This is a genomic window from Aeromonas sp. QDB03 (assembly GCF_027707985.1).
Classification (GTDB): domain Bacteria; phylum Pseudomonadota; class Gammaproteobacteria; order Enterobacterales; family Aeromonadaceae; genus Aeromonas; species Aeromonas hydrophila.
Map to the genome: position 1 here is coordinate 12,417 of NZ_JAPCJG010000002.1, position 26,062 is coordinate 38,478.

General features: G+C 59.4%; 29 protein-coding genes and 1 riboswitch. Of the genes, 9 read left to right on the plus strand and 20 right to left on the minus strand.

Features of this window, described 5'->3' with window-relative positions:
- Positions 1-108 precede the first annotated feature (108 nt).
- Positions 109-564: a YbjN domain-containing protein gene (locus PG900_RS04785; RefSeq protein ID WP_029301206.1), complete on the minus strand. Its 456-nt coding sequence runs from the start codon at positions 562-564 to the stop codon at positions 109-111.
- A 158-nt stretch (positions 565-722) separates the two neighbouring features.
- Between PG900_RS04785 and PG900_RS04790 the strand changes: the two genes are divergently transcribed.
- A complete protein-coding gene (locus PG900_RS04790; protein WP_270831017.1) occupies positions 723-2,060 on the plus strand; it encodes a flavohemoglobin expression-modulating QEGLA motif protein in 1,338 nt (445 codons plus the stop codon).
- Positions 2,061-2,128: 68 nt separating this feature from the next.
- On the opposite strand, the gene PG900_RS04795 is transcribed toward PG900_RS04790, so the two are convergent.
- Positions 2,129-2,710: a thymidine kinase gene (locus PG900_RS04795; RefSeq protein WP_011705703.1), complete on the minus strand. Its 582-nt coding sequence runs from the start codon at positions 2,708-2,710 to the stop codon at positions 2,129-2,131.
- A gap of 86 nt (positions 2,711-2,796) precedes the next feature.
- A complete protein-coding gene (locus PG900_RS04800; protein ID WP_011705702.1) occupies positions 2,797-4,377 on the minus strand; it encodes a Na+/H+ antiporter NhaC family protein in 1,581 nt (526 codons plus the stop codon).
- An 86-nt stretch (positions 4,378-4,463) separates the two neighbouring features.
- A riboswitch (Lysine riboswitch) is annotated at positions 4,464-4,635 on the minus strand.
- A 321-nt stretch (positions 4,636-4,956) separates the two neighbouring features.
- Between PG900_RS04800 and PG900_RS04805 the strand changes: the two genes are divergently transcribed.
- Positions 4,957-5,361 (plus strand): H-NS family histone-like protein, encoded by a 405-nt coding sequence (locus tag PG900_RS04805; RefSeq protein ID WP_011705701.1) that lies wholly within the window; start codon positions 4,957-4,959, stop codon positions 5,359-5,361.
- Between the two features lie 66 nt (positions 5,362-5,427).
- On the opposite strand, the gene PG900_RS04810 is transcribed toward PG900_RS04805, so the two are convergent.
- The 5 genes from PG900_RS04810 to PG900_RS04830 all read right to left on the minus strand — a co-directional run bounded on the left by PG900_RS04810 (position 5,428) and on the right by PG900_RS04830 (position 8,369).
- Positions 5,428-5,991 carry a cob(I)yrinic acid a,c-diamide adenosyltransferase gene (locus tag PG900_RS04810; protein ID WP_011705700.1) on the minus strand — a complete coding sequence of 188 codons (564 nt, stop codon included), beginning with the start codon at positions 5,989-5,991 and terminating at the stop codon, positions 5,428-5,430.
- Positions 5,988-6,218: a DUF3820 family protein gene (locus PG900_RS04815; protein WP_270831018.1), complete on the minus strand. Its 231-nt coding sequence runs from the start codon at positions 6,216-6,218 to the stop codon at positions 5,988-5,990. The genes PG900_RS04810 and PG900_RS04815 overlap by 4 nt, the downstream gene beginning before the upstream one ends.
- Position 6,219: 1 nt before the next feature.
- Positions 6,220-6,891 (minus strand): 7-carboxy-7-deazaguanine synthase QueE, encoded by a 672-nt coding sequence (queE, locus tag PG900_RS04820; RefSeq protein ID WP_045526445.1) that lies wholly within the window; start codon positions 6,889-6,891, stop codon positions 6,220-6,222.
- Positions 6,892-6,952: 61 nt separating this feature from the next.
- Complete coding sequence (gene queC / locus PG900_RS04825) at positions 6,953-7,660, minus strand: 7-cyano-7-deazaguanine synthase QueC (protein WP_270831019.1); 708 nt, start codon at positions 7,658-7,660, stop codon at positions 6,953-6,955.
- A gap of 22 nt (positions 7,661-7,682) precedes the next feature.
- Entirely contained in the window at positions 7,683-8,369 is a 687-nt protein-coding gene (locus tag PG900_RS04830; protein ID WP_270831020.1) for a tRNA-uridine aminocarboxypropyltransferase, read from the minus strand.
- Between PG900_RS04830 and rrtA the strand changes: the two genes are divergently transcribed.
- Positions 8,299-8,877 carry a rhombosortase gene (rrtA, locus tag PG900_RS04835; protein ID WP_270831021.1) on the plus strand — a complete coding sequence of 193 codons (579 nt, stop codon included), beginning with the start codon at positions 8,299-8,301 and terminating at the stop codon, positions 8,875-8,877. The two genes, PG900_RS04830 and rrtA, sit on opposite strands and share 71 nt — an antisense overlap.
- Before the next feature lie 47 nt (positions 8,878-8,924).
- Here the strand turns inward: rrtA and pyrF are convergent, their stop codons facing one another.
- The 6 genes from pyrF to cmk all read right to left on the minus strand — a co-directional run bounded on the left by pyrF (position 8,925) and on the right by cmk (position 14,181).
- Positions 8,925-9,626: an orotidine-5'-phosphate decarboxylase gene (gene pyrF / locus PG900_RS04840; RefSeq protein ID WP_049049063.1), complete on the minus strand. Its 702-nt coding sequence runs from the start codon at positions 9,624-9,626 to the stop codon at positions 8,925-8,927.
- Between the two features lie 101 nt (positions 9,627-9,727).
- On the minus strand, positions 9,728-10,894 hold the full coding sequence (lapB, locus tag PG900_RS04845) for a lipopolysaccharide assembly protein LapB (protein ID WP_270831022.1): 1,167 nt from the start codon (positions 10,892-10,894) through the stop codon (positions 9,728-9,730).
- Between the two features lie 9 nt (positions 10,895-10,903).
- Positions 10,904-11,188: a LapA family protein gene (locus PG900_RS04850; protein WP_011705692.1), complete on the minus strand. Its 285-nt coding sequence runs from the start codon at positions 11,186-11,188 to the stop codon at positions 10,904-10,906.
- A 156-nt stretch (positions 11,189-11,344) separates the two neighbouring features.
- A complete protein-coding gene (gene ihfB / locus PG900_RS04855; RefSeq protein ID WP_011705691.1) occupies positions 11,345-11,629 on the minus strand; it encodes an integration host factor subunit beta in 285 nt (94 codons plus the stop codon).
- Positions 11,630-11,724: 95 nt separating this feature from the next.
- The gene (gene rpsA / locus PG900_RS04860; protein WP_011705690.1) at positions 11,725-13,395 is read right to left on the minus strand and encodes a 30S ribosomal protein S1; all 1,671 of its coding nucleotides are present in this window, start codon (positions 13,393-13,395) and stop codon (positions 11,725-11,727) included.
- Positions 13,396-13,488: 93 nt separating this feature from the next.
- A complete protein-coding gene (gene cmk, locus PG900_RS04865) occupies positions 13,489-14,181 on the minus strand; it encodes a (d)CMP kinase (protein WP_011705689.1) in 693 nt (230 codons plus the stop codon).
- 249 nt (positions 14,182-14,430) lie between these two features.
- On the opposite strand from cmk, the gene ribA reads away from it, so the two are divergent.
- Positions 14,431-15,024, plus strand: coding sequence for a GTP cyclohydrolase II (gene ribA / locus PG900_RS04870; RefSeq protein ID WP_010634253.1), 594 nt, complete (start codon positions 14,431-14,433; stop codon positions 15,022-15,024).
- 78 nt (positions 15,025-15,102) lie between these two features.
- On the opposite strand, the gene cysB is transcribed toward ribA, so the two are convergent.
- Positions 15,103-16,077, minus strand: a complete 975-nt coding sequence (gene cysB, locus PG900_RS04875) for an HTH-type transcriptional regulator CysB (protein ID WP_010634254.1) — start codon at positions 16,075-16,077, stop codon at positions 15,103-15,105.
- A 73-nt stretch (positions 16,078-16,150) separates the two neighbouring features.
- Entirely contained in the window at positions 16,151-17,026 is an 876-nt protein-coding gene (locus PG900_RS04880) for a LysR family transcriptional regulator (protein WP_270801522.1), read from the minus strand.
- A 93-nt stretch (positions 17,027-17,119) separates the two neighbouring features.
- Between PG900_RS04880 and PG900_RS04885 the strand changes: the two genes are divergently transcribed.
- Entirely contained in the window at positions 17,120-18,328 is a 1,209-nt protein-coding gene (locus PG900_RS04885) for an MFS transporter (RefSeq protein WP_270801519.1), read from the plus strand.
- A gap of 46 nt (positions 18,329-18,374) precedes the next feature.
- On the opposite strand, the gene PG900_RS04890 is transcribed toward PG900_RS04885, so the two are convergent.
- The 4 genes from PG900_RS04890 to PG900_RS04905 all read right to left on the minus strand — a co-directional run bounded on the left by PG900_RS04890 (position 18,375) and on the right by PG900_RS04905 (position 22,627).
- The gene (locus PG900_RS04890; protein ID WP_270801516.1) at positions 18,375-18,929 is read right to left on the minus strand and encodes a VOC family protein; all 555 of its coding nucleotides are present in this window, start codon (positions 18,927-18,929) and stop codon (positions 18,375-18,377) included.
- Entirely contained in the window at positions 18,923-19,687 is a 765-nt protein-coding gene (locus PG900_RS04895; protein WP_270801513.1) for a DNA repair protein, read from the minus strand. Before PG900_RS04895 ends, PG900_RS04890 begins: the two co-directional genes overlap by 7 nt.
- Before the next feature lie 188 nt (positions 19,688-19,875).
- On the minus strand, positions 19,876-20,601 hold the full coding sequence (gene nfsA / locus PG900_RS04900; protein WP_043122231.1) for an oxygen-insensitive NADPH nitroreductase: 726 nt from the start codon (positions 20,599-20,601) through the stop codon (positions 19,876-19,878).
- A gap of 88 nt (positions 20,602-20,689) precedes the next feature.
- Complete coding sequence (locus tag PG900_RS04905) at positions 20,690-22,627, minus strand: putative bifunctional diguanylate cyclase/phosphodiesterase (protein ID WP_270801544.1); 1,938 nt, start codon at positions 22,625-22,627, stop codon at positions 20,690-20,692.
- A 166-nt stretch (positions 22,628-22,793) separates the two neighbouring features.
- Between PG900_RS04905 and PG900_RS04910 the strand changes: the two genes are divergently transcribed.
- The 4 genes from PG900_RS04910 (at position 22,794) to PG900_RS04925 (ending at position 26,036) form a co-directional block, all read left to right on the plus strand.
- The gene (locus PG900_RS04910) at positions 22,794-23,495 is read left to right on the plus strand and encodes a DUF2982 domain-containing protein (protein ID WP_103827169.1); all 702 of its coding nucleotides are present in this window, start codon (positions 22,794-22,796) and stop codon (positions 23,493-23,495) included.
- A 73-nt stretch (positions 23,496-23,568) separates the two neighbouring features.
- Positions 23,569-24,507: a LysR family transcriptional regulator gene (locus tag PG900_RS04915; RefSeq protein WP_124252857.1), complete on the plus strand. Its 939-nt coding sequence runs from the start codon at positions 23,569-23,571 to the stop codon at positions 24,505-24,507.
- 54 nt (positions 24,508-24,561) lie between these two features.
- Positions 24,562-25,596 carry a response regulator gene (locus PG900_RS04920; protein ID WP_039214923.1) on the plus strand — a complete coding sequence of 345 codons (1,035 nt, stop codon included), beginning with the start codon at positions 24,562-24,564 and terminating at the stop codon, positions 25,594-25,596.
- Positions 25,597-25,604: 8 nt separating this feature from the next.
- Positions 25,605-26,036, plus strand: a complete 432-nt coding sequence (locus PG900_RS04925; protein ID WP_005346525.1) for a PAS domain-containing protein — start codon at positions 25,605-25,607, stop codon at positions 26,034-26,036.
- Positions 26,037-26,062 lie beyond the last annotated feature (26 nt).

Genomic DNA, 26,062 nt, shown 5'->3' on the forward strand with positions numbered 1-26,062 from the left:
TGTTCGCTGCGCCGTTGCGCTGGAACGGGGCGTAATTTAGGGGAAAGCCCCGCCGGCGTCAACGGCTTTTTGCATCAGGCGATGCCGTTCGCACATTTAACGCACAAATCAGTGCACAGACTCCGGGGCAACCTGGATTTCCGGCAGATTCAGGAAGCCCAACCGCTCGCATTCGGAGACCACTTCATGGGTGGTGGCGATGGTGCTTTCAACGAACAGCAGGAACTGCTCGACCGACAGACCGGCCTTGGTGAAGACGGTGTGGCCCACCACCAGACGCGGCAGGTTGTCATCGATGATGTCGAGGAACACCTTGAGCGACGGGTACTGCATGTTGAGACGACCCAGTTCGGCCACCAGCGGCAGCAAGGCGGAGGGACGCACCTCCAGCTCGGATGAAAACAGCAGCCCTTCCTCTTCGACGAAGATCCGGCTCTCCTGAATGCCTTCGACGGACTGCAGAGAGACAATGTGGATACCGTGGCACTGATCACAGACGTAGTGCTCGATACGAGCCTGCTGCAACCAACGCATTATCATTTCGGAGCTGGGGATATTCATCATTTCCACGACACAATTGGGATCAAGGGGCGCAGTCTAAACCAATTTTCCGGCAACCAAAAGCGCACTGGCCGGATAAGCACATGCCTCGCTTCTTTTTGGCAAGCCGCCTGCATATACTCAGCCCATTCCAGCGCCACACTCGCCCCACAGGGGGCTAAATGACCATCCAAGAAAAGTACCGCCTGCATCTGAAATCCCTCTCGGATGAACTCTTGATCCTGCAAAAGCCCATCCGCATTCTGGATGCCATCAAGTGGCCCCGTCACCTGCAGGCCGACTTTCTGGCCAGTGGAGGACGTACGCTGCCGACCGTCGACAAAGCCTTCTATGATGGCCTGCCCCTCGGCTTCGATCCTCGCAACAAGTATCTGGAGCTCAAGGAGCTGCGGGACAGGATCCGCCGCCGGCTCGGCCCCCAGGACGAGCTTGGCCGCATCCTGCAGGAGACGGTGGATCAATACATGGTGGTCATCGAGATGCTGCGCCAGCGCGGCCAACCGGACTTCCTGCGCTACAGCCAGCTGCTGTACGGTTCGGCCGGCGATCACCTGCGCGGCGATCGCAAGACCCTCAAGGAGCTGGGCGCAAGGCTGTGCGATATCTTCTCCCTGCCCGGCGCCCGCCACCTGGTCCGCCCCTACCCCAAAGAGTTCGAGGGAGAAGCGGCTGTGGCCAAATTGCAGGGCAAGCTGTCGAGCTATTTCAGTGACGGCACCGTGCAGGTCAAGCTGAGCGATGGCATCGTCTCGGACGCGGCGGCCGGCGGCGATTACATCAAGCTCAACTCCCACGCCCGCTTCTCCGAGCTGGATCTGCAGGTGCTGGAGGTCCATGAGGGCTGGGTGCACGTGGGCACCACCCTCAACGGGCGCCAGCAACCCTATGCCACCTGGCTCAGTGCCGGCTCGCCGCGCATCACCGCCTGCCAGGAGGGGTTGGCGGTGCTGATAGAAACCCTCACCTTCAGCTCCTTCCCGGACCGGGCCAAGCGCATCTCGGATCGGGTGATGGCCATCGACATGGCGGAGCGCGGCGCCGACTTCATCGAGGTGTTCCAGCACTTCGTAGGCCAGGGCACCAGCGAACACGACGCCTACAAGATCACCCAGCGGGTGTTTCGCGGCGGCATGGTCGAGGGGGGCGCCTGCTTCACCAAGGATCTCTCCTATGTGAAGGGCTATGTGGAGACGGTCAACTTCATCCGCAGCGCCGTGCTGGAGGGGGTGCCCGAGATCCTGCCCATGTTGTTTGTCGGCAAGGTGACCCTGGACGACATCCCGGTGCTCTATCAGCACTATCTGGAGGGGCTGATCAGTGCGCCCCGTTATCTGCCCCCCATGTTTCGCGATCTCACCGGCCTCTACGTCTGGTTCGGCTTCGCCTCCGGCATGTCGCTGGTGGATATCGGCCGGGTACAGCAGCACTTTCGCCAGCTGTTCCACCGCCTGCCGGTGGCCGATCCCATCATAGCCCCCGTCGACATCGAGATTGACTGAACCGCCAGCAACAAAAAAGGCGTCAGATTGGCGCCTTTTTCTATCCACTCATCCCGATGAAGAGGAGGTTATTTGAAGGCCCGTCCTTCCAGATAGTGTTTGCGGCACAGAGAGACATAACGATCATTGCCGCCGATCTCCACCTGTTCGCCATCGCGCATCACCTGGCCTGCTTCATTGACCCGGGAGTTCATGTGCGCCTTGTTGCCGCACCAGCAGATGCTTTTCAGCTCCTCGAACTTGTCGGCCAGGCAGAGCAGGTGGTAGGAGCCGGGAAACAGCTCGCCGCGAAAATCGGTCTTGAGGCCGTAGGCGATCACCGGAATGTCCTGCTCATCGACGATGCGGGCCAGCTGATAGACCTGCTCCTTGGTCAGGAACTGGGCTTCATCGACGATGAACACGTCGATGTGCCGCTCGGCATGACGGGCTTTTACCATCTCGAACAGATCGCAGCTATCGCTGAACACCTCGACTCTCAGCTCCAACCCCACCCGGGCACTGATCACCCCGACCCCGAAACGGTCGTCGATGGCGGGTGTCATGGCCAAGGGATGCATGCCCCGCTCCAGATAATTGAAGTGCGCCTGAATGAGCTGGGTCGATTTGCCTGAATTCATGGTGGCAAACTTGTAGTGCAGTGAAGCCATGGTACTGTTCCGAAACTGAATTTATGGGGCGCATGCTAACCAAAGCCCCCAACAAAACCAAGGGGCCTGGCGGCCCCTTGTTCTTTTTATGCGATGGCCAGGTCCGCTTGGGACCTTGCCTTGCGCAAATGGTAGCTGGAGAAGATGACGAACCAGAGCGCACTGACGCTGAAGCCTGCCAGCACCGAGTGCATCAGCCCCATCACCAGATAACCGAGGGCGGCACCAAAGGCGATGGCCAGGGCATAGGGCAGCTGGGTCATCACGTGGTCGATGTGGTGGCAGCCGGCACCGGTGGCCGACAGAATACTGGTGCTGGAGATGGGCGAGCTGTGATCACCGAACACGGAACCGGCCAGAACGGCGGCCAGCATCGGCAGCATCAGCGTGATGTCACTGGCTGCCGCCATGTCGCCGGCCAGCGGCAGCATGATGCCGAAGGTACCCCAGCTGGTGCCGGTGGCAAACGCCATCGCGCAGGAGAGGATAAAGACCACGGCAGGCAGCACTTCGATGGGCAGGTTGCCGTTGGCAAGCGATGCCAGGTACTTGCCGGTCTCGACGTCACGCACCACGGCGCCGATGGTCCAGGCAAACAGCAGGATGTTGATGGCCGGCAACATGGCCATGACCCCTTGCGGCGCAGCCTTGATCCAGTTCTTGGCGCCGAGCTTGAGACGCATGGCCAGACCGATGGAGACCACCAGACTGCACAGGGCGCCATACACCAGGGACGAGCCGACGTTGGTATTCTCGAACGAGCCGAGCACGCTGAACGGCTCGCCATTGGCGGCCAGCACGGCCGCGCCGGAGTCAATCATGAAATAGACGGTGGCCGCGGTCAGGGTCAGGATCGGCAGTACCATGTCGATCATGCCGCCGTTGCTCTCCTCCGGGCTCTCCATGTCCAGGCCGATGGGGCGCCCCTTGGACTCATCCCACAGCTTGCCTTCCAGCGCCCACTGCTCGTGCTGACGCATCGGACCGATGTCGAGCTGGAACGCGATCACCACCAGCACCATGATCAGAGTGAACACCGCATAGAGGTTCATCGGGATCATCTCGACGAAGGCGGAGATGGGGCTCTGCCCGGTGATACCGTGAGCCGCCATGATGCCGCCGACCAGGGCGATGATATAAGCACCCCAGGAGGAGATGGGCATCAGCACGCAGACCGGTGCGGCGGTGGAGTCCAGCAAGTAGGCCAGCTTGGCGCGGGAGATCTGGAAGCGGTCGGTCACCGGACGGCAGATGGCCCCCACCGACAGGCTGTGGAAGAAGTCATCGATGAAGAAGGCAAAGACCATCATGCCGGTCAGCGTCTTGGCCCCCTTGCGGGTCTTGGCGCGCTTGGCGGCCCACTCGGCGAAGGCACGGGTCGCACCGGAAACGCTCATCAGGCTGATGAGACCGCCCAGCAGCAGCATGAACAGCAACATGTTGATGTTGTCACGGTTGAGTGCCCCGTCGACCCAGAAGATCTTGAGCACAGTGTTCAACATGTAATGCAGGGAATCGAGGGGAGAAAACTGGTTCAGCAGCAAACTGCCAGTGACTATGCCCACCCCCAGCGACAGCAGGACGCGGCGGGTCAGGATTGCTAGGGCGACGGCCAGCAGGGGTGGAATGATTGACCAACCGGAGTCGGCGTAGTGAATGATGTCCATGATCTCTTTGCACCTAAAGACAGCAGGTGGAGATCTACCGAGAGGATAAAGAAACAAAACCCATGGGGAGGTAATACTCCTCAGCCCCTTCAGGTAGCGCTCCATAGTGGATGACTATGGCAGTCCTGCACCTATTAGATGCAGAACCAGCAGCCCGGTATGATGGCCTGGCCACTTCGGCGCTGACTCCTTTCCTCGTGCATCACAGGCATCACCCTCCGCACAAGTAGTCATAGGCAGCGCGCCTCTACTTAAAGGTATTCGAGGCACATTTTATCGTGCCGGCACGTTATAGCAAGTTTTTTGATTAAATCACCAAATGGCGTGGCTTAAAATGGCATAGTGGTAGTCAAATGGTGCAAACATTATGATTTTGTCGCTATTTTCATCTATCAAGAACTCAGTCGAGTATGTACGTTGCCAATATTGCTGAATCGGGCCTGAATCCAAAATAGATCACTTAATTTCCACTATGAATTTATTAATTCAGCTGACTTGACTTGATCATAAATGGCCGTATAAATTAGCCAAAATTACTATATCTATTTAATTCACTCTTTTGCTCGCGTGGTGAACACTATGAACGAATTTTTGAAAGTCCTGCTGAATGTCCGTAGCCTGCGTGCCGCTTGCCGTGAGCTGACGCTGGAACAATTGGAAGAAGGTCTGGAAAAGCTCTCCGCTATTGTCAGCGAGCGCCAGCAGGATGAAGCCGCCGAGCGTCAGGCTCGCGAAGAACATCTGCGTAAAATTAACGAATATGCCGAAATGCTGAAAGCCGCCGGCATCGATCCGGCCGAATTGGTTGGCACCGTGGCCGTTGAACCCGCCAAGGCCAGCAAGGGTAAACGTGCTCCCCGCCCGGCCAAATACCGTTATATGGACAACGGCGTGGAAAAAACCTGGACCGGCCAGGGCCGCATGCCTTCCGTGATTGCCAAGGCCGTTGCCGAAGGTAAATCCGTCGAAGAATTTGCCATCTGATAAAGCCACACAGGCGCAATAAAAAACCTCGCATCGCGAGGTTTTTTATTGTCTGTAGCCTGGCTATCAGCCCCGCTCCGCCGCCTTGACCCAGAGCACTTCTGGGGTCGCCGTACAGGCCAGCAGGTAACGGGCAATAGTAAAGAACCAGTCACTCAGCCGGTTCATGTAGGGCAGAATGGCCGGATTGAGCTGCTCGCTGCGGCTCAGGGTCAGCAGCAGTCGCTCGCAGCGCCGGGTGAGGGTTCGTACCACATGGGCTTGTGCCGCCGCACGGGAACCACTGGGCAAAATAAAATTGCGCAGCACAGGTAAATTGGCGCTGTAGGCATCAATTTGTTGCTCCAGCCGCAAGGTCCACTCATTATTCACCTGCCAGATGGCAGCTTCCTGAGCGGCGCTGGAAAATGCCAGCTCCCCGCCCAGATCGAACAATTCCTGTTGCAATAATAACAAGTCAGCCAATAATCCGGTTTCGGCCGCAGGCACCTCGGCAATAAGAAGACCTATATGAGAATTTAATTCATCAATATAACCATAGGTTTCTACCCGCATATCGTCTTTGGCCAGTTGCAGCCCATCGGCCAGGCGAGTCATGCCCTTGTCGCCCTGCCTCGTATATATCCTCATACCGACATCCTGTTAATAATGGGAACAATCATGGATTCCATCCCGTTGAGCTTGATTTCATAGGCCAGCGCCAGCGTTTGACCCAGTGAACCGGCGGGAAAACCGGTGCGGGCCAGCCACACCAGATAAGGCTCCGGAATATCGATGATGCGACGTCCCCGATATTTGCCATAAGGCATCTTGTTGGCCAGGGACAACAATACCCGCTCGTCGGACAACCACTCCATCTCAATCGATATCCAGATATTTATGGGTCTGGATGGAGAGCCGCCAATTGCGGGCAATGCAGGTTGCCATCGCCAATTGAGTGGCCCTGGGTTTCTGGCTGATGGGTTGCAGCGCGATCACCACGTTTTCACGCAAGCTGGCGGTGGCCAGCAACGCATCGAGCTCCTCCACATGGCGCTCGGTGGCCACCGGATGCTTGATCTCGTTGGCTCGCTCGAGGGCAGAGACCAGCACCGGCAGCCCTCCCTTCATATTGATTTTGGGGGATACGGTGACCCAGGTCTGCTCATGGGTCTGGATCTCGCTGGTACCGCTGGTTTCGATCTGCACCTGATAACCCGCCTCAATCAGGGCGGCAGAGAGATCCTGCAGATCATAGAGGCAGGGTTCCCCACCCGTGATCACCACGTGACGCGCCTGATAACCAAGCTGCTGGAAGCTGGCCAGGATCTGCGCCGTGCTCATCTTGCTCCAGCCATCGGATTCGTTGGAGCAGTCGAGTACCGCCTGTACCCCCACTTCACGAGCCGGATCAACCACCCAGGTATGACGGGTATCGCACCAGGGGCACCCCACCGGGCAGCCCTGCAGGCGAACGAAGATGGCGGGCAGGCCGGTGAAGACCCCCTCCCCCTGGATGGTCTGGAATATCTCGTTGATTGGGTAGTGCATCTTGGTCACGGCTGGTTGCAAAAGTCGCGGATTATACCCCAAGCATGGCCGAGACGCAGGTTCAGCATCCGCTTTTCTCGCCCAGCCCGGTTTTTTGGTGCAAGCGTGCCGTCACGCCCGCCTTGTCGGCCAGGTACTGCTGCAGGCCGCGGCTGCGCAGATCGCAGGCAGGACAGGCACCGCAACCGTCGCCGGCAATGCCGTTGTAGCAGGTGAGCGTTTGCTGGCGCACGGTGTCGAGGTGGCCGTAGTGATCCGCCAGTGCCCAGGTCTCGGCCTTGTCGAGCCACATCAGCGGGGTCTCGAAGCAAATGGCGCGATCCAGCCCCAAGGAGACTGCCTGATTGAGCGCCTTGACGAACTCGTCACGGCAATCGGGATAACCGGAGAAATCGGTCTCGCACACCCCGGTGATCACCGCCTCGGCACCCACCTGATAGGCGTAGATAGCGGCCAGGGTGAGGAACAGGATGTTGCGGCCCGGTACGAAGGTATTGGGCAGGCCGTTGTCCTGCAGCTCGAAGCTCACCGGGATCTCGTCCCGGGTCAGGGCCGAGATGGCCAGCTCGCCCAGCATGGTCACGTCCATCACCTTGTGGGCGGCGATGCCGAGCCCACTGGCCAGACGGCGCGCCGTCTCGATCTCTTCCCGATGGCGCTGACCATAATCGAAGGTGATGGCGTGCACCTCGTCATAACGGGACAAGGCCTGAACCAGGCAGGTGGTGCTGTCTTGACCACCACTGAATACCACGACGGCTTTTTTCACGAATAACTCTCCTCTGGGCAGTTCAACTGCGCCGGCCCTGGGCAAAATCATGCCACTGCCGGTTCAAATGGGTAAAAAGGGTCATCAGCGGGGCGAAGCGATCGGGCGCCCTCTCCCACTGCGACAACAGATGGTAGCCCGCTTCCAGGGTCGACAGCGCCTCTCCAAACGGCTTCTTGCGAATGGAATATTGCCCCGCGACGGCGTCCAGCTTTATCCGCGGCAGCTGCTGCAACTCAGGGTTGCTGTGCAGCATCCGGTAGGCCTTGCGCCAGGTGCCATCGAGCAGCAAAAAACAGACCCGGCGAGCCGGCTCAGCCGTCTCCCTCTCCCGCACCCTGGCAAGCGAGATGGCCTCCTCATCCGGCCACAGCAGATAACACTGCAGCGCGGGATCGGCCAGCAAGGCCGCCAGCTCGGGAGCGTCGGCCACCTGTTCGCCCACATGCAGGCGGGCCTGCGCCAGCGAGGCGGCCAGCAGGATGGCGGTTCCCTTGGGATGCCCGACTTCGCTCGGATGCTGCAAAATATGAAGAGGGGCGAGATGCGGCACCTGCCGAATATAATCACACAGACAGGCTTTGAGGGCTCTGGTGCAACGTGTACAGTAGCGGCTCTTGTTGTCGTCGGACTGTTTCATGTTGTCAGAAAAATCAGGATTGCTCTGGGTCATCACGCTTTCACTCGCCAGTTTGCTGCTCTTTTTCATCGTGCCGAATCACCAGCTCTCCTTCGATCGCACCCTGATAGCCCAGGGTGAAGGGTGGCGCATCATAACAGGCAATCTGGCCCACACCAATCTGTGGCACCTGCTGCTCAATCTGAGCGGGTTGTGGGTACTTTACAGCCTGTTTCGCGAATACCTGACCGGTTGTCGGCTGCCGCTGCTGTTGCTGTTGCTCGGCGCCGCCGTCGGGTTCGGTATCTGGTGGTGGTGTCCGCAGACCCAGTGGTACATGGGATTGTCGGGCGCGCTGCACGGCCTGTTCGTCTGGGGCGCGCTGCAGGATATCCGCTATCGCCGCTACTCCGGCTGGTTGATGCTGGCAGGGGTGGCGATCAAGCTCGGGGTGGACTTCTACAGTGCGGGGGAAAGCCCGGTGTCCGCCCTCATCGGCGCCAGGGTACACATTGAATCACATCTGATTGGCTCAGGCGCCGGCCTGTTGCTCGGCCTGCTCCCGATCACCCTGCGTGAGCCCGCTCCCAAGGAGTGAGCCGCCCCTGATGCAATGCCGGCCCCATCGGGCCGGCATCCTGTCCGTTATCGATTTGCCAGCTCTGCGTTGATACCTGCCAGCATGGCGGCAGGATCGGCCGCCTGGGTGATGGGGCGGCCAATCACCAGATAGTCGGCCCCCGCCTCCACCGCCGCCAGCGGTGTCATGACCCGGCGTTGATCCCCGGCAGCTGAACCAGTGGGACGGATCCCCGGCGTCACCAGCTTGAAGTCAGCGCCGAGCAGCGCCTTCAATTCACGCGCCTCTTCGGCGGAGCAGACCACCCCATCGAGCCCCGCCTCCTTGGTCAATTTGGCCAGCCGGATCACCTGCTCGGCCGGGCCGACAGTGAGCCCCAGCGGCGCCATGTCGGCCTGCTCCATGCTGGTCAGCACGGTCACCCCGATAAGCAGCGGCGCCTTGTCGCCATAGGGCAGCAGCGCCTCCTTGGCGGCCCGCATCATCCGCTCGCCACCGCTGGCGTGCACGTTCACCATCCAGACACCGAGCTCGGCACTGGCGGCCACCGCCTTGGCGACGGTGTTGGGAATGTCGTGAAACTTCAGATCCAGAAAGACATCAAATCCCTTGGCAACCAGCTGACGCACGAACTGGGGACCAAACAGGGTAAACATCTCCTTGCCTACCTTGAGACGGCACTGGGCCGGGGAGATACGTTCAATGAAGGCGAAGGCATCGGCCTCGTGCTGATAATCCAGCGCAACCAGTACTTTGGGATCTAGCATCTCACTTCCTATCGATGGTTATTCGCCGCCCGGAGCTTGGCCCCGGCTCGACCTGAAAACACCAGGCCGCAGCAGCCTGGCTCATGATCTTGTGGTGGCTCTTACTCCCCGTCCAGGCCGCGGATCGGCTTGATGGATCCCCACTGACGGCAGGAGGGGCACTGCCAGAACAAGGAGTGGGTGGCAAAACCGCACTGCCGGCACTTGTGGGTGGATTTGATCTTGATCTGCTCGCCAACCAGCTGCTGCAAGAGCTCAAGGCTCTCCTTGGCGGGACCCTCCTCAGCGCTTGCCAGCTGGAAACCCACCAGCTGATAGAAGCCCTTCATGGAGGGATGACGGCGCAATTGGCGCAGCACCAGCGCACGGGCCTGACTCAGACCATCGCGCTCCTCCACCAACTTGGCCAGTGCCAGGGTCACGCTGACGCCGGCATGATCCTCCACCGCCTGCTCCAGCAGAGGAATGAGATCGTGGGCACGGCCAAGCCGCTGATAGCACTCGTTGAGGGAGGGAATGGCTTCTGAGGCAAAGTCGATATCCTGCTCGAACACCCGCAAGAGCTCCTTGCTGGCCTGCTCGTACTCCCCTGCTGCCATGGCCAGCTCCGCCAGACGCAGGCTGGCACGGGCACAGGCGGGGTTGACGCTGAGCGCCCGCTTGAGCTTGGCAAGCCCGGCGGATTTGTCCCCTTCACGCAAGGCGCTCTCTGCCTGCTCGCAGTAAAAATGGGAAATGGGTTCGGCCAGCTTCTTGCCCTGAAACTTCTGCAGCCGTACCGCCACGTCGATGGCCTTGTCCCAATCCCGCAGTTGCTGATGAATGATCAACAGCTGGGCCAGTGCCGTCTCTTCATAGTCGCTGTCATCACACAGCTCGTTCCAGAGCGCCTCGGCCCTGTCCAGCAGACCGGCAGCAAGAAAGTCGCGTGCCAGTTCCTGCAACGCCAGCTGGCGCTGTTCCCGGGTCAGCTGGCGGGTCACCAGGTTCTGGTGGATCTTGATGGCACGGTCCACCTCGCCACGCTGGCGAAACAGGTTGCCGAGGGAGAGGTGAGTTTCGATGGTTTCGCTGTCCACTTCCAGCAGCTGGATAAAGAGATCCACCGCCTTGTCTGACTCATCGGACAACAAATAATTGAGGCCCGCCACGTACTGGCGGGAAAACTGGTTACTCTGTTTCTGGGTGTCCTGGCGAACACTCCTGCGCCCCATGTACCAGCCGTAACCGGCAGCAATGGGCAACAGCAGGAAAAGCAGTTCAAGCATCGAGGGACATTATTCCTTGGCAGCCGACCGAGCCAGCTCCAACTCGCGGGATTGACGGCGCATGGTGCGATTGAGGGTGCGATTCTGCATCTTCAGACGCAGGAACAAGAGACCAAATACCAGCCAGCCCAGCAGGAAGCCACCACCAAAAAAGAATCCCAGCAACATGGAGAGTGAAAACTCGCCCTGGGCAATCAGATAGTTGAACTGCACCAGCTGGCCATTTTGCGAACCGACGGCCAGGGTCAGAATAAACACCAGCACCAGTGGAATGAGGGCCAAGATACGCTTCATAGGAGCTCCCTGTCAGTATCTAATGAAAGGCTGATTATCCTTAAAATCACCGGCAGACTCTAGAGCGAATGGGAAAAGACTTGGAGAAACCGGACAATTGCCACAAGGCAAACCATAAAAACAAAAAAGGCATACCCAAGTATGCCATTTTCTGCATTATTCAGCGATATTCACTCGCTCGCGTAACTCTTTGCCAGGTTTGAAATGGGGAACATATTTCCCGGTCAGTTCAACCTTGTCCCCGGTTTTGGGGTTGCGGCCCACGCGGGGGGCGCGATAGTGCAGTGAAAAACTTCCAAATCCGCGGATTTCAATCCGGTCGCCGTTTTGCAAAGTCGATGCCATCTGCTCAAGGATCTCCTTGATGGCAGCTTCGACATCCTTGGCCGGCATATGCATGCGGCTGGCAGCCAATTGTTCGATGAGATCTGATTTGGTCATAACGTTAAATCTCCTTCCCCGATCACATGCAATATTCATTACGCCAATGATAAAAAAGGGCGGCGTGACACGCCGCCCTTTTCTTGCATCAAGGATTATTCACCCTTGGCGGCTTTGAACGCTTCAGCCATGGCATTGCTGAACACAACTTCTTCTTGTTGGTTCAGGCTGTCGATAGCAACACGCTCATCAGCCTCGTCCTTAGCGCGGACAGACAGGCTTACAGTGCGGTTCTTGCGATCAACGCCCATGAACTTGGCTTCAACTTCGTCACCAACAGACAGCACCAGAGTGGCGTCTTCTACACGGTCACGAGCAGCGTCGGAGGCACGCAGGTAGCCTTCTACGCCGTCAGCCAGTTCGATCACGGCACCCTTGGCATCAACCTCGGTAACCTTACCCTTCACAATAGCACCTTTCTTGTTGTCAGACAGGTACTTATTGAACGGGTCTTCTTCGATCTGCTTGACGCCCAGGGAGATGCGCTCACGCTCCGGGTCCACTTGCAGAACAACGGCTTCGATCTCGTCGCCCTTCTTGAATTCACGCACGGCTTCTTCGCCCTGGTTGTTCCAGGAGATGTCAGACAGGTGAACCAGGCCGTCGATGCCGCCATCCAGACCGATGAAGATACCGAAGTCAGTGATGGACTTGATCTTGCCGGAAACACGGTCGCCCTTGGCGTGAGTTTCGGCAAACAGCTGCCACGGGTTGGATTTGCACTGCTTCAGACCCAGGGAGATACGACGACGCTCTTCGTCGATGTCCAGAACCATCACGTCAACCACATCGCCAACGTTAACAACCTTGGACGGGTGGATGTTCTTGTTGGTCCAATCCATCTCGGATACGTGTACCAGGCCTTCCACGCCTTCTTCGATTTCAACGAAGCAGCCGTAGTCGGTCAGGTTGGTCACGCGGCCAGACAGACGGGTGGTCTCCGGGTAACGCTTGGCGATAGCAACCCAGGGATCTTCGCCCAGCTGCTTCAGACCCAGGGATACACGGGTACGCTCGCGGTCGAACTTCAGAACCTTGACTGCGATCTCGTCGCCAACGTTGACGATTTCGGAAGGATGCTTAACGCGCTTCCACGCCATGTCGGTGATGTGCAGCAGGCCGTCAACACCGCCCAGATCTACGAATGCACCGTAGTCGGTCAGGTTCTTGACGATACCCTTAACTTCTTGACCTTCTTGCAGGTTAGCCAGCAGGCTTTCGCGCTCGGAGGTGTTCTCGGTCTCGATCACGGCACGACGGGAAACAACAACGTTGTTGCGCTTCTGGTCCAGCTTGATGACTTTGAACTCGAGTTCTTTGTTTTCCAGGTGAGCGGTGTCACGGATCGGACGCACGTCAACCAGAGAACCCGGCAGGAAGGCACGGATGCCGTTCAGTTCAACGGTGAAACCACCCTTGACCTTGCCGTTGATGATACCGATAACGGTAGCTTGCTCTTCGTAAGCTTTTTCAAGCTGCAGCCAGGCTTCGTGGCGCTTGGCTTTTTCGCGGGACAGCTTGGTTTCGCCGAAACCATCTTCGATAGAGTCCAGAGCCACGTCAACGGAGTCGCCTACGTTGATTTCCAGCTCGCCCATGGCGTTCTTGAATTCTTCAGCCGGGATAGCGGACTCGGATTTCAGACCGGCGTCAACCAGAACGAAACCATTTTCGATAGCAACGACAGTACCCTTGACGATGGAACCTTGACGGGTTTCAACGGCGTTCAGGGACTCTTCAAAGAGTTGAGCAAAAGATTCGATCATTGTTTATGTCACAAATGAAACATCCACTTGCAATCCGGCACAAGCGGGGTTGTTTTAAATTATCTGCGCCATCCATGGTGCAGACGACTGACATCAGTTTGTACTGACATCACCAAGTTGTTGCTCTGCATAGGCAAGTACCGTTACCAGCACTTCGTCTATGGACATGGCGGTTGAATCCACCACGAGAGCATCTTCTGCCGGTTTAAGGGGGGCAACGGCGCGATTTCTGTCGCGATCGTCACGTTCCCGAATCTCGGTTAAAAGACGCTCAAAGTTAACATCAAAGCCCTTATCTTGCAACTGCTTATAGCGGCGAGCAGCCCGTTCTTCGGCGCTGGCGTCGAGGAAAATCTTCACCTCGGCTTCCGGAAAAACCACGGTGCCCATGTCACGACCGTCGGCGATGAGGCCGGGAGCTTGGCGGAATGCACGCTGACGACGCAGCAGGGCTTCGCGCACCCGCGGGAACGCGGCGATTTTACTGGCGGCATTGCCCACTTCCTCGGTACGGATGGTACGGGAGACATCCTCCCCTTCCAGCACGACTTTCACCTGCTCGGCATCGACCTGGAACTGCACGTCCAGATTGGCAGCCAGGGGAACCAGCGCAGCTTCGGCATCGAGCTCTACATCGTGATGCAGAGCGGCCAGGGCCAGTACCCGATAGATGGCGCCGGAATCGAGCAGGTGCCAACCCAGTTTTTCAGCCAGCAACTGACACAGGGTGCCCTTGCCTGCACCACTCGGGCCATCAATTGTCATCACGGGGGCCATCTGCGGCATAACGTCTCTCCTGCACACTTGTTGCACACATCCCGGGAGGGATGGGGTAATGGGCGCCGATTATACCCAAATGTGCCGAGCCTGGCAGTCGTCGTGGCACACATTTGCGCAAAACCAGTCGCAACTGTCCTCTTTGTGTACCACCAGGCAAACCATTAAGTTGTGCAATGTTTTGTTCTTATGGTTGTTCCGCACAAGGCGCGCTAAACTGGCCGCCCTTTTTTAAGCAGCTGTAGTAAGGAGCAACCTATGAGCAGCGTTACCCTCGTGGCTAAATCCAAGTTGCCGACCCCTTGGGGCACTTTCACGCTGGTAGGCTTTCAGGAAACCGGCACCGGCAAGGATCACGCCGCACTGGTGATGGGCGATATCACGGGCGATGAGCCGGTGCTGGGCCGCATTCACTCCGAGTGCCTGACCGGCGATGCCCTGTTCAGTCTGCGTTGCGACTGCGGCTTCCAGCTGCAGGCTGCATTGGAAAACATCGCCAAGGCCGGCCGCGGCGTCTTGCTGTACGTGCGTCAGGAAGGGCGCGGCATCGGCCTGCTCAACAAGATCCGGGCCTATCATCTGCAGGATCAGGGCGCCGACACCGTCGAGGCCAACGTGGCGCTCGGCTTTGCTGCCGACATGCGCGATTACACCATCTGCGCCGACATGCTCAAGCAGCTGGAGGTGAAATCCCTCAAGTTGATGACCAACAACCCGCGCAAGATGAAGGCGATGGAATCCTTCGGCATTCCGGTGGCGGAACGGGTCCCCCTGCAGGAAGGGCGCAATCCCCACAACGAGTTCTACCTCTCGACCAAGGCCAATAAGCTGGATCACATGTTCAAGAAGTGATCCCGCCTCGCCGCTCGTCGCCATGAAAAACGCCTCCCATCGGGAGGCGTTTTTTGTTGCTCTCGTATCGCCGCAGCGCTAGCGGATGGGCAGCTCGATATCGGCAAACATGGCATCCACGTCGTCGCTGGAGCGCAGGGCGATGGCACGCTCCACCACATCCCGGGTCAGATGCGGGGCAAAACGGGTCATGAAGTCATACATGTAGGTACGCAGGAAGGAGCCCTTGCGAAAGCCGATCTTGGTGGTGCTGTGGGCAAACAGGTGGCTGGCATCGAGCGCCACCAGATCGGTATCGACCTGGGGATCCAGCGCCATGGTCGCCATTACTCCGATCCCCACCCCCAGCCGGACATAGGTCTTGATCACGTCCGCATCGGTGGCAGTGAAGACGATGTTGGGCTCAAAACCGGCACGGTTGAAGGCGGTGTCGAGTTCGGAGCGGCCGGTAAAGCCGAACACATAGGTCACCAGCGGGAAGCGGGCGATGTCGGCAATGGAGAGCTTGCCGACCTGGGTCAGCGGGTGGCCCTTGGGCACGATCACGCTGCGGTTCCAGTGGTAGCAGGGCAACATGATGAGATCTTCGTACAGGTGCAGCGCCTCGGTGGCGATGGCAAAGTCGGCCTGGCCCTTGACCACGGCTTCGCTGATCTGGGTCGGCGTGCCTTGGTGCATGTGCAGGGAGACCTTGGGAAAGCGCTTGATGAAGCCCTTGATCACGTCAGGCAGCGCATAACGGGCCTGGGTGTGGGTGGTCGCAATGTGGAGCGTGCCCTGCTCGGGGTGAGTGTGCTGACTCGCCACCGACTTGATGCTTTCCACCTTGCCCAGGATCTCGTTGGCAATCTTGATCACATCCCGGCCAGCCGGGGTGATCTGGGTCAGATGTTTGCCGCTGCGCTCGAAAATCTGGATCCCCAGCTCATCTTCCAGCATGCGCACCTGTTTGCTGATCCCTGGCTGAGAGGTGTAGAGGCTCTCTGCCGTTGCCGACACGTTCAGTCTGTGGTTGGCAACCTCAACGATATAACGCAATTGTTGGAGTTTCATGATGTTAGGCTCTAAAGGCGACTTGAACTAATACTAACAAATTTTTGCCTGATAGCCCTTCCTTCTTGGCCATTTATGGCCGTGCCTGTGCCAGCAAAAAATCCCGCAAGGCACGGTTGGCCATGGAGAGCGGATCCCCTCGCCGCCACGCCACGCACAGATCGAGAAAGATCGGGGGTGCAAATGGGATCCCGGTCAGGGCGGGCTCTTCGTCCAGCGCCATCCGCAAGAAGGTGGTCACCGCAAAGCCCTGCTTCACCACCGCCTTGAGCAGCGGGATGAGGTTGCTCTCAAAGGCGATGTCGGGCTCGCAGCCCAGTCCCTGGGCCAGCGCTTCCATGTGTTCGCGGTGATAGAAGCCGCGGCGAAACATCGCCAGCTCCTGGCTGAAGAACTCGCTCAGCGACACGCTCCGGGCCTGACGCAGCGGATGCTCCTCCCCCACCACCATCAACATCTCTTCACGCAGCAGTTGGGCCCCCTCCAGTGCCGGCGGCAGATCGCTGGTGATGAGGATGGCGAGATCCAGCGAGCCGTCCACCATGCGGCTCAACAGCTCGCGAGTACCCGCCTCCTCCACCCGGATCTTGAGGCCGGGGTAGCGATGCTTGAAGGCCATCAGGATCGGTGGAAAGTAATAGGAGCCCATCATGTAGGGGATGCCGATGCGCACCTCTCCGCGCTCCAGCCCCTTGAGTTCGGCCATCTCGGCTTCGGCCTGATGCATCTGGCGCAGCAGGCGCTCGGCATGGCGGCAGAGCACCTCCCCTTCCGGGGTGAGCCGCACGTTGCGATCCTGGCGGTCGAACAAGCGCAGCTCGAGCTGCTGCTCCAGCTTGGCGATGGCCATGCTGATGGCGGGTTGCGCCACGTGCAACCCGTTGGCCGCCTTGGTAAAGGAGCCGGCATCCCGCACTGCCAGCAGATAGGTGAGCTGTTTCAGGTCCATATCAATTCAATTTATCAGATGGATAACTTAAATATATTATATTTATGTTCTGGCGCGCACTAGCCTGCAACAAAGCTGTCAGGACAATTGCATATGATCGAAGTCGGTAGTCGTGAATGGATCCGCGCCACCCTGGCCCTCAGCCTGGGTTCCTTCCTGGTGTTTCTCAATCTCTATCAAACCCACCCGCTGCTGCCGCTGCTGGCCGAGGTGTTCTCCGTCAGCTCGCTGTCGGCCGGCTGGACCCTGGCCGGCTGCACCGCTGGGCTCGCCGTCTCGCTGCTCGTCTGCGCCCGACTGGCGGATCGCTTCGGCCGGCGCCGGATCATGCTATGGAGTCTGGCTGGCGCCATCCTGCTCTCCCTGCTCATCAGCCTGGTCAGTCAGTTTGAACAGCTGCTGCTGCTGCGGATCCTGCAGGGGGTCCTGCTGGCGGGGCTGCCCGCCACCGCCATCGCCTACATGGGGGAAGAGTTCAGCAAGCGGGCCCTGCTCTCCGCCGTCGGGGTCTACATCGCCGCCAACTCGCTAGGGGGCATCGCCGGCCGGGTGGTCGGCGGTCTGCTGGCCGGCTGGTTTGACGACTGGCAGCACACTTTTCTCGGCATCGGCCTCATCAGCCTGGCATTGTTGCCCCTTGTCATCTGGCTGCTGCCGGCACAGACCCGTTTCGTGCCCGTCATCGCCAAGCCGGGCCAGTTTCGCCAGGCCATCGCCAGCCACCTCAGCAACCCGCTGCTGGTGGGGGCCTACCTCATCGGCGGCCTCAACTTCATGGTGTTTCTGAACCAATACAGTTACCTCACCTTCCTGCTGGCCAGCCCCCCCTTCTCCTTGCCGACCCAATGGCTCGGCATGCTGTTTCTGACCTATCTGTCGGGGACGGTGGCCTCCTCCCTCAGCGGTCGCTGCGCCCATCGCTGGGGGGCGCAGCGCCTGCTGCTGGTCGGCATAGCCCTGATGGCACTCGGCAGCGCCCTGCTGCTGGGTGGCTCGCTCGGCGCCATCCTCTCAGGCCTGCTCATCTCGAGTTTCGGCTTTTTCCTTGCCCACGCCTGCGCCAGCGCCTGGGTCGGCCAGCACGTGGAGCACAACCGGGCGCTCGCCTCGTCGCTCTATCTGGTGGGTTACTATCTGGGGGCCAGTCTGGGGGGGCTCTATCTGCACCCCTTCTGGGTGCAAGGGGGGCTCGGGGGATTGGTGCTCGGCATCGAGCTGGTACTGGTCATCACGGCGGGGTTGAGTCTCTGGCTCGGCCACTTGAAGGGGCGCCCCGCCCGCCCCCGCATCTGCCATCCCTGATGCTATCTCGGCTATGAAACGGGGCCAATCAAGCAGCCCCGTCTCATCAATCCTGGTCGTAGTAGCCGGCAGGCACCGGCACCACGGCGCCGCTCACCAGCTCTTCCTCAATCACCTCGGCCAAGGTGCGCAGATGAAATTTGATCTGCCCCGAGGCCAGCACCACCGCCACGTCAGGATTGCGCTCATCGCGCAGGTTGCCGGTTTTGAAGGGCACCTCGGGATGGGCCGCCAGCAAGGCGTCCAGCGAAGGCACCACCAGTTCGATATGTTCCAGTCCCGCCTGGTGGCTGCGACCCGGTTTGGGCGCCGCCAGCTCGATGCAGGGCACGATGCCGTGGGCGTGGGGCACCGGTTGATGCAGGCGGTAGGTGGCAATAGGCCGTCCGCCGATCATCCCCTCCACCAGCAGGTCACCATGGCTTGCCAACAGTGCCTTCAGGGCCTGGTACTCAGGCAAGGTGGCGGCCCGGTAGCAGAGGTGGTCGACCTCGATGGTGGCAGGATGGATGGCGAGGGCCTCCAGCTCGGTCAACAGCTGACAAACAAATGGGGCCATCGGCCCCAGTGTGGTATCGAGTGAGTGCGACATAATCACCATTTCTTCTTGGGTTGGAACAGGACGTCCAGCTCGTCCGCCTCTTTGTCCTTGATGTTCTGCAGCTCTTTCTCGCTGTGCTCCTGCAGATGGGCATCGAGTCCGGCCAGGCCCTGCCGCATGTCCTCTTCACGGGCCATCAGGTAGGGATCCTTGTCGGTGACGCTGGCCAGGGCCGCAAGCCCCTTGGTGTAGAGTTGCCGGCAAGTGCCGAACTGCCCCTGGATCTGGGCATCCATAGCCCGTTTCACCAGGTTGGCGATGTTGATCTTGAGCTGCATCAGCTCGAGGCGGCGATCCTCCTGGGCAAAGCCCTGCGGATCTATCTTGCCCTTGTTGTGTTCAACCCGCAGCACGGCCCGCATCTTCTTGACCAACTGCAGCATCTGGATGGCCTGGCGATCCGACTCCGGGGTCTTGAAGTGCCCCTCATCCTGGCTGCTGTAGTTCTCCTGCACATTCTTGATCTGGGTCTGCACGTCGGCAATGCGCTGCTTGAGCTGGCCGCTCGGCATCACCAGGGCGATGGCTCGATAGGCATCGAGGATCCGGTGCTGCAACAGCAACACTATGTTCTTGGAGAAGGGCACCAGGTTGACGTTGAGCAGCATCTCTTCGGTTTCATCCACCACCGACTTGTGGCGGGCGATGGCGTGACGCTTGTCGGCCTCTGCCTTCTGCTTATATTGCTGCACCACGTTATAGGCGATGACCAGAAACAGGAGTGCGCCAATAGACAGCAATACCAGGGTTAAAATCATAGGAAGTCCAAACTCCTGTCCCAATCCAATTGCGTGATCCTACAACAGCTTACCTAGTTAAGGTAGTCCGCAGCGCGGAGCTTGCCCCCGATTTGTTGTGCCCAGACGGGCAGGAGCACAAGGGAAAGCCAGGATCACGCGGCGCTGGCGACACCGCCATTACCCCTTAGTATCGCCCATCGGGCCCATTACTTGAGGTTGAACCCCCTGGATCGCAGGAAATCCTGCATGAAGGGGCGTGCCTCCTTGCCCAGGATGCCCCGGATCTGGCCGCTCCAGCTCTGCTGCTTGTTGTTGCTGCTGCGGGACTGGTAGTAAGCCTCGATCTGCTGGTCGTAGCCGGCAAGCAGATCCCGATCCAGTTCGGTCTGATAGCGGTTTTCATGCACCACCAGGGCCCGAGGCAGGCGGGGTTTCTGTTCGGGTGCCTGGGCGGGATGGCCGAGGCAGAGGCCAAACAGCGGGATCACCTGATGCGGCAAGCCCACCGCCTCGCTCACGGCGGCCGGATTGTTGCGGATCCCGCCAATATAGACGCCGCCAAGACCCATGGACTGGGCTGCCAGCAGGGCATTCTGGGCCATCAGGGCGCCGTCGATGGCACCGATCAGCAGCTGCTCCACAAAGCCGGTCTGGGCATCCGGCACCACGTCGCAGTGGCGATGGTAGTCGGCGCAAAAGAGCAGGAACTCGGCGGCCTGGGCCACATAGGCCTGGTGTCCCGCCAGCTCGGCCAGGCGGCTGCGCAGTGCCTTGTCGGTCACCCGGATGATGCTGTTGGCCTGCAGGAAGCTGGAGCTGGAAGCGGCCTGGGCCGCGCTCAGGATCTGGTCGAGCTGAATGTCGGTGATGGGCTCGGCGGTGAATTGACGAATGGAGCGATGGGCGAGAATAAGGTCGAGAGTCGGGTTCATGTTGCCTCCAGAGACGAAGCCCACACTCTACCCAAAAACAGCGAGGGGCCCAAGGCCCCTCGCATTAACACCGCAGCAGAGTAATCCGCTAGCCTGCCAGCGGATAGCGGCCAGCCTTGCAGCTGACCATGAAACGGCTCTCTTCCACCTGCGCCACCGTCATCGGCTTGCTGAACAGGAACCCCTGAAACACGTGGCAGCCCTGGGTGCGCAGGGCGGCAAGCTCGTGCTCGTCCTCCACCCCTTCGGCCATGATGCCGAGACCCAGGCTGGTGGCCATGGCGACGGTAGCGCGGATCACCGGCAGGTTGAGGCCCACCACGAAGGAGCGATCCAGCTTGATGGTGTCGATAGGCAGCCGGTTGAGATAGGCCAGCGACGAGTAGCCGGTACCGAAATCGTCGATGGCAATCTTGATCCCCTGCGCACTCAGGGCGTCGAGGATCTCGATGCACCCCTTCATGTCCAGCATCAATACCGTCTCGGTCAGCTCCAGCGTCAGCAGGCTGGCCGCCACCCCGAACTCTTTGAGCTGCTGGGCCACCAGTTCAGGCAGGGCGGAAGAGAGCTGGAAGCCGGAGAGATTGACCGACACCGGCACGTTTACCCGCCACTCCCGTTGCCAGTAAGCCATCTGGGCCAGCGCCGTCGACAGCACCCAACTGCCTATCTCGCGGATCAGCCCCATCTCTTCCGCCAGCGGGATGAACTCCACCGGCGAGACGTGGCCCAGCACGGGATTGTGCCAGCGCAACAGCGCCTCATACCCGAGCAGCTTGCCCTGTGCCACATCCACCTGAGGCTGGTAGCAGAGGCTCAGCTCCCCCCGCCCGATGGCCTTGGCCAAGAACTGCTTCAGCGTCAGCTTGCGATGCAGAGTCTGCTGCATGCTGGGGGTGAAGCGCTGCCAGCGCAGCCGGCCCATCTGCTTGGCCTGATACATGGCCATGTCGGCGCGGGTGATGAGGTTGTCGCCGTCGTCCGCATCGTCTGGATAGATGGCGATGCCGATGCTGCCGCCGATGGTCACCTCGGGCACGCCGCTCAGCTGCAGCGGCTTGGTCATCTGGGAGAGCATGAGGTCGGCCACCTCCTGCGCCCGATCGCTCGAGTGGCTGAGCGGCACCAGGGCGGTGAATTCGTCGCCACCGAGCCGGGCCAGCTCCACATCCCGCGGACAGATCTGCTTGAGCCGACCGGCAACCCGCTCCAGCAGCCGATCACCGGCCTTGTGGCCGTAGTTGTCGTTGACCAGCTTGAAGTTGTCCAAGTCCATGAACACCAGCGCAAAACGCCCGCCCAGCCCGCAATAGGCCTCCAGCGATTTCATCAAGCCATAGCGATTGAGCAGGCCGGTCAGCGAATCGTGCCAGGCCAGGTGGCGGTGCTCCAGCTCTTCCAGTTTGCGGTCGGTGATGTCGCGCATGGTGAGCAGGATCTGGGCCCCCTGCTGAATGTGGCGAAACTGGTACTGAAACCAGCGCATCCCCTTGAGGGTGCGGCACTCCCCCTCGGCCACTACTTCATCGAGGCGGGAGAGCTTCTGGTAGAAAGCCTCGTCATTGCCGGAGAAGAGCTGGGAGAGGTAGCGGATCTGGTTGCCGAAACACATGTCGAAATGGTGGTTGCCACTCTCCAGCTGGCCCTGATTGTCAAACAGACAGGCCAGGGTATCGCCGGTGGCGAGCGAGGACTCCTGATAGAGGGTATCGGCGTCGATCACCGCCTCGGTCATCATCATCAGCCGACCCGCCAGCTGGATGCCGGAGAGGCGCAGGTAGATCTGCTTTTTCACGCCCTTGGGGGAAAGGGTCCACCACTCGCTGTAGCTGCGCCCCTGCTGGAAATCCCCGAGGTAGCGCTGCAGCAGCAGATCGATGGCCTGTGCCATGTCGGCCGAGAAGTCGCGCGATTGCAGCTCGCCCAGCGAGCTCGCTTCCCACACGCTCAAGGCGGCGCGATTGGCCCAATAGATGTGGTGATGCCGGATGTCATAAACCCAGATTGGGGTATGCAGCACATCCATCCCGTTCAATAACCGTTCGTCTAGCGTATTCATCTAATATGGTGATTCATGATGTGTGATCACAGGGAAACCCAGCGACGGAGGGCCCTCCCGGGCACCCGGTGCTGGTACAAAATCGGATCCAGCCCATAATGTGAAACAAGCATGCGCAAAGGGCTGACTTCATATGAAAACGCTACATGTGAAACCCATGGTCAGAAAAAACGGACTCACGTTGGTATTGTTGGGCATCATAGTAACCATTGCTATGATTTTTATACTTTTTTTATTCGGTGAACAACCACTAATCCCCCTCGTCTCCGGCCTGCTGGCGGGGCTGATGATGATATTTATCGGCTCATTGAAGCTGATTGAGCCTCACTTCAGTCTCTCGCTCTGTCACGATTGTCTGCAATATCACCATAAATACGGCGGTTGGATCCTGAAATGGAGAAATATTCAGCGAATCGACCAGCCACGCATTCATCTGGGCTGGGATCTGGTCCCCCTGCCCTATATCGGTTTGAAAATAAAAGATTACGACGATTTTTTGACATTGATCACACCCAGATTGGCAGTACGCCTGCTGACCGAGCAACGCAGCGTCTTGCTGCAGGCACTGCGCAGCGAACAACCGGCCTGCAGCGGCGGGGGTTGTGCTTGTGCTTTTCAGGGCGAGGGATTGCTGGAAGAGAGCCATTTTCGCTCTCCCTCCGGCCAGCGCTATGAGGGGGTGATCGCCATGCTGGCCAACCGCATGACCCGGCTGCGCGAGCTGCTCGGCTACGATCTGCTGGTGCCGGACAACAGCCTTGACCGGGATCCGGTCGAATTTGTCCGGCTGTTGCACCAGTATCAGCGGGAGTCGAATCTAATCCAGATCAATTAAACGCCGGATTGAGCTTGCCAAGGCAGGCGCCTCTTCTTAAGGTCACTGGCTTGTTACACCCAGAACACCGCTTATGAAGTACATCGAAGAGTTCTATCTGTTCGTCAAGGTGGTGCAAGAGGGAGGCTTCTCCCACGCGGCTGCCGCACTGGGCATGCCAACCGGCACCATCAGTCGACGTATTTCTCAGCTGGAAGAGCAGCTCGGCTGCTCCTTGCTACACAGATCCACCCGCAAACTCCGCCTCACCGACGAAGGGCTGCGCTACTACGAGCGCCTGTGCACCCCGCTGGCCGCGATCGAGCAGGCCACCGGCGAGATCCAGGGCAAAGAGGCCGACATCAACGGGGTGATCCGTCTGGCGGCCCCCATCGCCCTCTCCAACACCATCCTGGTCGACATGCTGGCGGACTTTGGCCTGCACTACCCAGAAGTGCAGTTCGACATTACCCAGACCAATGACCACCAGCATCTGTTCGACAACGACCGGGATCTGGTGTTCTTCAACGGCGAGCTGCCGCAATCCTTGCCCAACGCACTCTGCCTTGGCCACATCGAATACGGCCTGTTTGCCTCCCCGCTCTATCTGGAGAAGATGGGCACACCGGCGCATCCCGCCCAGCTGGAAGAGCACGCGCTGATCTACTGCTGGCCACACCAGCACTGGCAGTTGACCGATCGGGACGAGCAGACGGTACAGATCAAGCGTACCGCCAAACTGACCGTCAACCAGACCCAGGCTGCCGTCCGGGCGGCCAGGCGCCACCTGGGGATCGTCAATGCCCCGCTCCACTACGTGCATCCCTTCCTGCAGGATGAGCAGCTGGTCCCGGTACTGCCCGACTGGAAAACCGGCAACCGGCCCTTCTATATGTTGCGCTGCCACCCTCAGTTTGCCCCGCTGCGTGTTAAGATGTTCGCTGAATTTGTTGAAAAATATTCAGCGCGCTACCGGAATCGCCAATGGGACAATCAATTTTCACCGGCGACCAGCCTGTCCCATTGCATCTGACCGTTGGCGGGCCACACTTATAGCAATCCTCGTTGACCAGGCCAGCCTAACACTATGAATGTATTGATATGTGATGACTCAGGATTCGCCCGTAAACAGCTGGCCCGCGCCCTTCCCGCCGACTGGGACGTGACGCTGCATTACGCCGCCAACGGGCTAGAAGGGATAGAGCAGGTGCTGATGGGTCATGGGGATCTGATCTTTCTCGACCTGACCATGCCGGAAATGGATGGCTACGGCGTGCTGGAAACCCTCCAGCGGGAGGGACTGCGCAACAAGGTCTTCGTGGTCTCCGGCGATATCCAGCCGGAAGCCTATCAGCGAGTGATGGGGCTGGGAGCGCTGGATTTCATCAAGAAACCCGCCGCACCGGAAACCCTCAGCGCCCTGCTGAAACAGCATGAGCTGTGGCAGGCCAAAGGTGCCGCCACTGCACATGACATCCGGCCCGCTGGCCAGAGTGTCAGTGATGTCGGCAGTCTGGATACCGGCATCAAGATCAGCCCCGAGGTGCGCGATGTCTATCAGGAGCTCGCCAACGTCTCCATGGGCCAGGCCGCCGACCTGCTGGCCCGCCTGCTCAACGCCTTCGTGGTGCTGCCCATTCCCAACGTCAACGTGCTGGAAGTGTCCGAGCTGCATATGGCCCTCTCGGCCGCCGCCGACTCGGATACCCTCTCCGCCGTCTGCCAGGGCTTCATCGGCGCCGGTATCGCCGGCGAGGCGCTGATCCTGTTCCACGACTCTAGCTTCAAGGATCTGGCCCGGCTGATGAACCATCAGGGCGTGCTCGATCGCAATGCAGAGCTGGAGCTCTTGATGGATACTGCCAACGTGCTGATCGGCGCCTTTTTGCGCGGTTATGCCAGCCAGCTCGATACCCCCTTCAGTCAGGGCCATCCTGTGGTACTCGGCCAGCACAGGCCCATCAACGAGCTCATCAACACCAACAAGAGCCGCTGGCGCCGCACCCTGGCCATCGAGATCAACTACCGGGTCCAGGATTACGCGGTGCAGTGCGATCTGCTGCTGCTGTTTACCGAAGATTCCATCGCCACCATGAACAACAAAATCATGCACATGCTCTAGGAGTGACCATGGAAATCCGTGAATTTCATTGGCTGATGAACATAGTCCAGAATCTGGATGTGGGGCTGGTGGTGCTCGACAAGGAGTACAAGGTGCAGGTGTGGAACGGCTTCATGGAGAGCCACAGCGGCCGATTGGCCGGCGAGGTGCGCGATGGCGTGCTGTTCGAGCTCTTCCCCGATGTGGATCGGGCCTGGTTCGAGCGCAAGGCCAACATGGTGTTCAAGCTCAACAACCGCGCCTTCAGTACCTGGGAGCAGAAACCCTATCTGCTGCGTTTTTCCAACTACCGCCCCATCACCGGCTCAGCCCCCCACATGTTCCAGAACCTGACCCTGGTGCCGCTGGCCGACTTTGGCGGTCAGGTGACTCACATCGCGGTAATGATCTATGACGCCACCGACGAGGCCATGCTGATGAGCGGCCAGCGCCAGGCGTGACCTGCTTTCTTCTCAACAATAAAACA

Coding starts and splice junctions, on each gene's coding strand:
- PG900_RS04925 (WP_005346525.1), top strand. CDS start 25,605: ATGGAAATCCGTGAATTTCATTGGCTGATGAACATAGTCCAGAATCTG.
- PG900_RS04920 (WP_039214923.1), top strand. CDS start 24,562: ATGAATGTATTGATATGTGATGACTCAGGATTCGCCCGTAAACAGCTG.
- lapB (WP_270831022.1), bottom strand. CDS start 10,894: ATGCTTGAACTGCTTTTCCTGCTGTTGCCCATTGCTGCCGGTTACGGC.
- PG900_RS04885 (WP_270801519.1), top strand. CDS start 17,120: ATGATCGAAGTCGGTAGTCGTGAATGGATCCGCGCCACCCTGGCCCTC.
- nfsA (WP_043122231.1), bottom strand. CDS start 20,601: ATGAACCCGACTCTCGACCTTATTCTCGCCCATCGCTCCATTCGTCAA.
- PG900_RS04815 (WP_270831018.1), bottom strand. CDS start 6,218: ATGGAGTGGTTGTCCGACGAGCGGGTATTGTTGTCCCTGGCCAACAAG.
- PG900_RS04910 (WP_103827169.1), top strand. CDS start 22,794: ATGAAAACGCTACATGTGAAACCCATGGTCAGAAAAAACGGACTCACG.
- PG900_RS04850 (WP_011705692.1), bottom strand. CDS start 11,188: ATGAAGCGTATCTTGGCCCTCATTCCACTGGTGCTGGTGTTTATTCTG.
- PG900_RS04830 (WP_270831020.1), bottom strand. CDS start 8,369: ATGAAAAAGAGCAGCAAACTGGCGAGTGAAAGCGTGATGACCCAGAGC.
- PG900_RS04790 (WP_270831017.1), top strand. CDS start 723: ATGACCATCCAAGAAAAGTACCGCCTGCATCTGAAATCCCTCTCGGAT.
- rpsA (WP_011705690.1), bottom strand. CDS start 13,395: ATGATCGAATCTTTTGCTCAACTCTTTGAAGAGTCCCTGAACGCCGTT.
- PG900_RS04800 (WP_011705702.1), bottom strand. CDS start 4,377: ATGGACATCATTCACTACGCCGACTCCGGTTGGTCAATCATTCCACCC.
- cmk (WP_011705689.1), bottom strand. CDS start 14,181: ATGCCGCAGATGGCCCCCGTGATGACAATTGATGGCCCGAGTGGTGCA.
- ribA (WP_010634253.1), top strand. CDS start 14,431: ATGAGCAGCGTTACCCTCGTGGCTAAATCCAAGTTGCCGACCCCTTGG.
- ihfB (WP_011705691.1), bottom strand. CDS start 11,629: ATGACCAAATCAGATCTCATCGAACAATTGGCTGCCAGCCGCATGCAT.
- PG900_RS04890 (WP_270801516.1), bottom strand. CDS start 18,929: ATGGTGATTATGTCGCACTCACTCGATACCACACTGGGGCCGATGGCC.
- PG900_RS04880 (WP_270801522.1), bottom strand. CDS start 17,026: ATGGACCTGAAACAGCTCACCTATCTGCTGGCAGTGCGGGATGCCGGC.
- PG900_RS04785 (WP_029301206.1), bottom strand. CDS start 564: ATGATGAATATCCCCAGCTCCGAAATGATAATGCGTTGGTTGCAGCAG.
- cysB (WP_010634254.1), bottom strand. CDS start 16,077: ATGAAACTCCAACAATTGCGTTATATCGTTGAGGTTGCCAACCACAGA.
- PG900_RS04810 (WP_011705700.1), bottom strand. CDS start 5,991: ATGAGGATATATACGAGGCAGGGCGACAAGGGCATGACTCGCCTGGCC.
- PG900_RS04895 (WP_270801513.1), bottom strand. CDS start 19,687: ATGATTTTAACCCTGGTATTGCTGTCTATTGGCGCACTCCTGTTTCTG.
- PG900_RS04805 (WP_011705701.1), top strand. CDS start 4,957: ATGAACGAATTTTTGAAAGTCCTGCTGAATGTCCGTAGCCTGCGTGCC.
- queE (WP_045526445.1), bottom strand. CDS start 6,891: ATGCACTACCCAATCAACGAGATATTCCAGACCATCCAGGGGGAGGGG.
- PG900_RS04905 (WP_270801544.1), bottom strand. CDS start 22,627: ATGGATGTGCTGCATACCCCAATCTGGGTTTATGACATCCGGCATCAC.
- PG900_RS04795 (WP_011705703.1), bottom strand. CDS start 2,710: ATGGCTTCACTGCACTACAAGTTTGCCACCATGAATTCAGGCAAATCG.
- rrtA (WP_270831021.1), top strand. CDS start 8,299: ATGTTGTCAGAAAAATCAGGATTGCTCTGGGTCATCACGCTTTCACTC.
- PG900_RS04915 (WP_124252857.1), top strand. CDS start 23,569: ATGAAGTACATCGAAGAGTTCTATCTGTTCGTCAAGGTGGTGCAAGAG.
- pyrF (WP_049049063.1), bottom strand. CDS start 9,626: ATGCTAGATCCCAAAGTACTGGTTGCGCTGGATTATCAGCACGAGGCC.